The sequence below is a fragment of the Actinomadura sp. HBU206391 genome (assembly GCF_014323665.1).
GTDB lineage: Bacteria > Actinomycetota > Actinomycetes > Streptosporangiales > Streptosporangiaceae > Actinomadura_C.
Genome location: NZ_JABVEB010000044.1, coordinates 37,160 through 43,159, shown reverse-complemented (window position 1 = coordinate 43,159; position 6,000 = coordinate 37,160). Strand labels below are relative to the sequence as shown.

General features: G+C 71.1%; 6 protein-coding genes and 2 tRNA genes. 3 read left to right on the top strand and 5 right to left on the bottom strand.

From position 1 onward, the window contains the following. Positions 1-138: 138 nt before the first annotated feature. The 3 genes from HKK72_RS16405 (at position 139) to HKK72_RS16395 (ending at position 1,012) form a co-directional block, all read left to right on the top strand. Positions 139-215 (top strand) — tRNA-Met (locus tag HKK72_RS16405). A gap of 148 nt (positions 216-363) precedes the next feature. Continuing rightward, complete coding sequence (locus tag HKK72_RS16400) at positions 364-873, top strand: OsmC family protein (protein WP_187235235.1); 510 nt, start codon at positions 364-366, stop codon at positions 871-873. A gap of 62 nt (positions 874-935) precedes the next feature. Continuing rightward, a tRNA-Met gene (locus HKK72_RS16395) sits at positions 936-1,012 on the top strand. A 145-nt stretch (positions 1,013-1,157) separates the two neighbouring features. Here the strand turns inward: HKK72_RS16395 and HKK72_RS16390 are convergent. From HKK72_RS16390 to HKK72_RS16370, 5 genes are all read right to left on the bottom strand, one after another. Continuing rightward, positions 1,158-1,364 (bottom strand): three-helix bundle dimerization domain-containing protein, encoded by a 207-nt coding sequence (locus HKK72_RS16390; protein WP_187235243.1) that lies wholly within the window; start codon positions 1,362-1,364, stop codon positions 1,158-1,160. 41 nt (positions 1,365-1,405) lie between these two features. Beyond that, positions 1,406-1,801, bottom strand: coding sequence for a luciferase family protein (locus HKK72_RS16385; RefSeq protein WP_187235234.1), 396 nt, complete (start codon positions 1,799-1,801; stop codon positions 1,406-1,408). Positions 1,802-1,941: 140 nt separating this feature from the next. Further along, positions 1,942-2,988, bottom strand: a complete 1,047-nt coding sequence (locus tag HKK72_RS16380; protein WP_187235233.1) for an NAD-dependent epimerase/dehydratase family protein — start codon at positions 2,986-2,988, stop codon at positions 1,942-1,944. 281 nt (positions 2,989-3,269) lie between these two features. Then, positions 3,270-4,250 carry an N-acetylglucosamine kinase gene (locus HKK72_RS16375; RefSeq protein WP_315987291.1) on the bottom strand — a complete coding sequence of 327 codons (981 nt, stop codon included), beginning with the start codon at positions 4,248-4,250 and terminating at the stop codon, positions 3,270-3,272. A 155-nt stretch (positions 4,251-4,405) separates the two neighbouring features. Beyond that, positions 4,406-5,626 (bottom strand): ROK family transcriptional regulator, encoded by a 1,221-nt coding sequence (locus HKK72_RS16370; protein ID WP_315987292.1) that lies wholly within the window; start codon positions 5,624-5,626, stop codon positions 4,406-4,408. Positions 5,627-6,000: the final 374 nt, after the last annotated feature.

The window sequence follows — 6,000 nt, the reverse complement described above, 5'->3', positions numbered from 1 at the left end:
CCGACCTCCGGCCGGGGGCGGCGCATTGTGCGTTCGTGCAGCCGCGTGCGCTCGCGCAGCCGTCGGCGAGTTGCGCGGGAGACGCGGCGAGAGGCGATTTGCCTAAGGTTCAGGGTCCCCATAGAGTTAGGGCATCGCCGCGGGGTGGAGCAGTTCGGTAGCTCGCTGGGCTCATAACCCAGAGGTCGCAGGTTCAAATCCTGCCCCCGCTACCAAGTGGCAGGTCACAGGCCGGTTCCCGATCATTGGGAACCGGCCTGTTGATGTTTCGCCGGTGCCGGCTCCTGGCGGCACGTGAGCTGACCGGCGATCCTGGAGGGCACAGCCCCGGCAATGCGGACGGCTATGTGGAGTGGAGCCCGTATGGGTCGTCAGGAGCTACGTGATCGCCAGGCGCCGTTGAAGGCCCGGTACCGGGAGGATCCCAGCACCGCGCTGGTGACATTGAGGGCCGAGGGCGCTCTCGGCGAAGGCGTGACCTGCAGGGTGGAGACCGGCCGGGCGCTGGCCGAGGCCGGCCTGCACCCGGCGAGCGGAGGCGACGGCATCGCCCTGTGCTCGGGAGACATGCTCCTGGAGGCCTTGGTGGCCTGCGCGGGGGTCACCCTCAAGGCGGTCGCGACGTCGCTGGGGCTCGACATCCGCGACGGGACGGTCCGCGCCGAAGGCGACCTGGACTTCCGCGGCACGCTGGCCGTGGACAAGGAGACCCGGGTCGGCTTCACGGCGATCCGTCTCGACTTCGCCCTCGACACCGGCGCCTCGCCGGAGGAACTCGCCACCCTGCTGCGCCTGACCGAACGCTACTGCGTGGTGCTCCAGACCCTCACCGCATCGCCCGAGGTCTCGGTCGGCTCCCTCTCGCCCACGTGACCCCGCCATCCCCTTATCCGGTTTGCGCAAGACCTCGCGGACCCATACAGTCATCACATCGCCGCGGGGTGGAGCAGTTCGGTAGCTCGCTGGGCTCATAACCCAGAGGTCGCAGGTTCAAATCCTGCCCCCGCTACCACGTGGTCGAAGGCCGGTTCCCCGCCATGGGGGCCGGCCTTCCGCCTTTCCTCCGATCGGTGGTGTCGCGGCGGGTGCGCACGCGATCGGCGGCGGTACGGGCCGCCGGTCCAGGCGCCCGCAGGTGATGAGCCGTTCGCGTCGCCTCAGTGCGGCATGAGCTGCTGACGCGCGAAGCGCTCCACCAGGATGGGGACGAAGTCGCGGATCGGCCGGTCGTCGAACCGGTGGTGGATCGTGGTCACGGTCTCGGCGACCTGATCGGTGGAATAGGTCTGGGCGAACCTGTGGGCGAGGCGTTCGGTCACCTGGTGCATGGCCTGCTGTTCCCGTACTGCCGAATCTACGGTCACGTCTGCTCCACACTGGCTGGGCGTTTGCGTTCCGCGCCCTCTCAGACTGACGTCAACCTGTGCTTTGGGCAAGGGGCCACCGGCTGGTGACACTCCCGTACGGCGGCGGAGTTGGCCTGGATCGCCACGCTGACCAGCGAGGTGAACAGCCTCACGTCGCTGTCGCCGTCCAGGCGGACCCGCACCCAGTCCTCGCCCGGAACCAGCATCACCCGCTCGCTGTCCACCAGCACTTCGTGCATTCGCTGGATCACCGGCCAGGTCAGGTAGAGCTCGGCTTCGTTCGCGCTGTGAAGATGCACGATCTGGCGGGTGCTCAACGCCAATCCCCTGCTCCCGCCGCAATCGACACGGCACACACTCAGAGCAGGCCAGCCGCGCAGCTGATCCACTACGCGCTCGGCGAACGATACGCCGGCTTGGGGGATGGAGCCCATACCGTCATCGTTCAGTAGCGGGCCACTTGATCGATACCTGGCGTTCCAAATTGTTACCAATCGCTACAAGCCCAGATCTGGCCGCATTGATTGGGGTTTCGCCGTACGGTATTCGCGATCTTGCGGTAGGGGTGGCGCGGCTAGGGGCGTTGCCCGGCACGGCTCATGAACTCGCGAATCCGCAGGGGCCCACCGGCCGCCGAGTCCAGCGGGGGCGTGTCCATGCCCGCACCCGTACGGAGCCCGTCGAGGAACTCGCTCACGGCGTCGAGCGAGCTGTACCGGGGCGACCAGCCCAGTTCCGTGTGCGCGCGGGTGACGTCCATGAGCGGCAGCCGCATCACCAGGTCGAACAGATCGGGCGAGGCCGGCACTAGCCGCAGGTGCCAGGCGGTGGCGAGCAGACCCCGCACCGGCCACGAGGGCACGCGGACGGACTTGGCGCCGAGCAGCCCGGCCAGGGCGGGAACGTCCACGACCGGCTCGGCGGCGATGTTGAACGGGCCGTGGACCGATTCGGTGAGGGCCAGGCGGAAAGCCTCGGCGGCGTCGAGCGAGTGCAGCGCCTGAAACGCCATCGCCGGATCGGGCAGGATCGGCACCAGACCGGGCCGCATGAGCGGATTGGGTAGCAGCGGGCCCGCGAACAGCCGTCGCTGCTCGGACGCGGCCTGGCCCTTGAAGATGAATCCGGGTCTCAGCCGCACCACCCTGCAGCCGGTGTGCTCGCGCTCGAAGGTGTCGAGCACCCGCTCCAGGTACGCCTTCTCGCGGGCGTACGCGGCGGTCGGCCAGCCGTGCGTGGGCCAGGACTCGTCCACCCGGCGGTCCTTCGGGCCCGGGGAGTAGGCGCCCACCGACGAGGAGTGCACCAGCGTTCGCACCCCGGCGTCGGCGACGGCCCGGAAGACCCGGATGGAGCCGAGCACGTTGGTGTTCCAGGTCATGATCGGGTTGTGCGTCGGCTGGAACCGCCAGGCCAGATGGACGACGGCGTCGGCGGCACGGAAGTGCGTCCCGAGATCGTCGGTGGTGATGTCGGCCTCGGCCCATTCGGCCTTGGCGGGCCGCCAGGCCGGGCGTCGGCGCGCGAGGCCGAGCACCGAGGTGACCTGGCCGTCCTGGGACAGGGCCTCGACGAGGCTCGTGCCGACATTGCCGCTCGCTCCGACGATGACCACTCGCATGCCGCCGGGCTGCCCGCCGGTTCACCTCGATAACCGCCTTATGGATTCACGTTCCTCCCCGCCCGGCGGCCCGGGTGGCGGCAGGTCCGGCCGAGGCCTCAGGCACCGGGCCTCAGGCCTCAGGCACCGGGCCTCAGGCCTCAGGCACCGGGCCTCAGGCCTCAGGCACCGGGCCTCAGGCCTCAGGCACCGGGCATCGGGTGCGATGCGTCCGGTGCGAGACGTCGGGTGCGGGGCGTCGGGTGCGGGGCGTCGGGATGCGAGGCGTCGGGCGCCGGTGATCAGCTCTCGGTGAGAGCGGCGCGCAGCGCGGCGTACGTCTCGGGTGTGGCGCCGATCTCGTCGAGGCCCAGCAGCGCCGCCCCGAGGATCGGGGGGGCGTCGGACACGACCAGTTCGGCGTGCGGGGCGCGCTCTGCGTAGCGCCGCTCGATCCCCGTCATCAGCAGTGGATACCGTGCGGTCAGCACGCCGCCGCCCAGCACCACCTCGACCGGGGTCTGCAGGAGGCCGAGGCGGCGCAGCGCTACCGTGCCGAGGGCGGTGACCTCGTCGGCCAGCCGGTCGACGACCGAGACGGCCACGGTGTCGCCGCCTGCCGCCACGTCCAAGAGCACCGGCGTGAGCTCCAGCAGCCGTTCGGCGCCGAGCTCGCCGCTGTGCAGGGCTAGGCCGACGTCGACGGCGGCCGCCACGTCGAAATGGGCGGCGACCGCGGAGGTGAGGGCGGTGCGCGGGCCCCGGCCGTCCTCGCCGCGCACCGCGTTCCACAGGGCCAGGTCGCCGAGCTGCATCCCACCGCCCCAGTCACCGGTGTGCGGGCCGAGCGCGGGGAACCGGGAGGTCCGCCCGTCCGGGCCCACGCCGAGGCAGTTGATCCCGGCGCCGCAGACCACCGCGATGCCCCAGCCCTTCGAGGCGCCCGCCCGCAGGAGCGCGAACGTGTCGTTGCCGACGCGAGTCGTACGGGACCATCCACGCGCCATCAGCGCCCTGGTCAGGCGTTCCTCCTCCTCCGGCAGATCGGCGTTGGCGAGGTAGGCGGCGACATGGGTCACCAGGGCGCCCGGCGCGGCGCCCGCGCGGTCGAGCGCGGCGGCGACGGCCGAGGCGATCACCTCGACCGCCGCGGCCTCCCCGATCTCGTACGGCCGGAATCCGCCGCCCCGGAACGTGGCGAGGACGCCGCCGTCCGGGCCCACCACGACGACGTCGGTCTTGCTGTTCCCCCCGTCGATCGCCACGAGCAGAGGGGTGATCACACGCACTCCAGCGGGGCGTGACCGGTGACTGCCGCTTTCAACCGTGCCGCCTTCAACCGTGCCGCCTTCAACCGTGCCGCCTTCAACCGTGCTGCTTTCAATTGGCGACTCCTGTCGGTGTGATGTCCTGGACGAAGATCCGCTGCGTACGGAGGTCAGGGGACGGTACTCGAGAAGACCTCGTCGCGGGTCTGCGCCAGCGCCAGATGCAGCGCCCCGGCGAGAACCGGGTTGCCCTCTACCGAGCTGAGTCGCAGGCGGGGCCTCGGGATGGTCAGCGCGTGCAGTTCACGTTCGATGAGCGCGCGCAGCGGTTCGCCGCCCGCGTGCAGCACGTCGCCGGAGAGAATGATCAACTCGGGGTCGAGCACCGCGACCACGTTCGCGAGCCCGATGCCGAGCCGGGCGGCCAACTCGGTGAGCGCGGCGGTGGCCCGCGTCCCTTCCTCCTCGCCCGTACCCTGCGGCTCTCGCCGCCGCACCCCCTGCCGCACGCCGCCGGCCGCGGCCGGGCCCTCGGCCGCCGCGGCGGCCCGGGCGAGGGTCTTGACGGCGTCGGTGCCCCTGAAGCCGTGCTCGCGCAACAGCTTCAGAATGGCCGGCGCTCCTGCGGCCAGCTGCATTCCTCCGGTGTGCGCTCGGCGTACGTCCCGCACGAGCGGGGCGCCGACCAGCGGCATGTAGCCGATCTCGCCCGCCCCGCCGGTGGCGCCCCGGTGCAGCCTCCCGCCGAGGACCACCGCCATCCCGATTCCGGACCCCACCCACAGCAGCACGAAGTCGCGGACCTTGGACGCCTGCCCGCGATCCAGCTCGGCCAGCGCGGCGAGATTGACGTCGTTCTCGATGGCCACCCGCAGGCCGAGTCCCTCGACCAGCCGGCCGGTGACGTCGGGGACATGCCAGCCGGGGATGTGAGCGGCGTAACCGAGCCGCCCGGTGGCCGGATCGACCGCCCCCTGAATGCCGATGACGACGCGGTTCAGCCGATCGGGCTCGACCCCGGCCGTGTGAGCCGCGCCCTCGACCGCGGTGCGCACCCGGCCGACGACGACGCCCGCACCGGATCGGCCCGGCGTGCGCAGGGTGTACTCGCCCATCACCGTCCCGACGAGGTCGGCGACGGAGGCCCTGATCCGTGCGGGGGAGACGTCCAGCCCGGCGACGTATGCCGCGGCCGGGTCGATCCGGTACATCTCCGCGGTGCGCCCGGTGGAACCCTCCTTGATCCCGTCCTGTACGACCAGGCCGGCCTGCTCGAGCCGGGCGAGCAGCTGCGAGGCGGTGGGCTTGGAGAGCCCGGTCAGCTCGCCGAGCCGCGGGCGGGTCAGCGCCCCGTGCACGAGCAGCATCTCGAGGGCGGCCCGGTCGTTGATGGCACGCAGGAGGCTGGGGGTGCCCGGTATCGGAGCGGCCGACTCGGCCTCTCTTTCCGATCGCCCTGGAATCAGGGCGTCCCGTGACTCGCCGATGGCGATGATCGTCTCCTGCCGCTGGATGCCGTGGACTGGTCAATTGCGACCTACAGTTAGGAAAGTTGCCTAACTAAAAGGAGATAGAACCTCGCCGGCGCGCCCCGCGTCAAGGGGGTGGCGGAGCCGAATCGCACCGCACGGCGGCCCGGCACCCGGCGGCCCGCCGGATCGGCGCGAGGCCGTGGTCCCAGCTGGCCTCAAACCGGGATTTCAGCTGATGAGGCGGGATGAACCGTGGCGTCATACTGACAAGCGGAAGACATCCGACCTTCGGG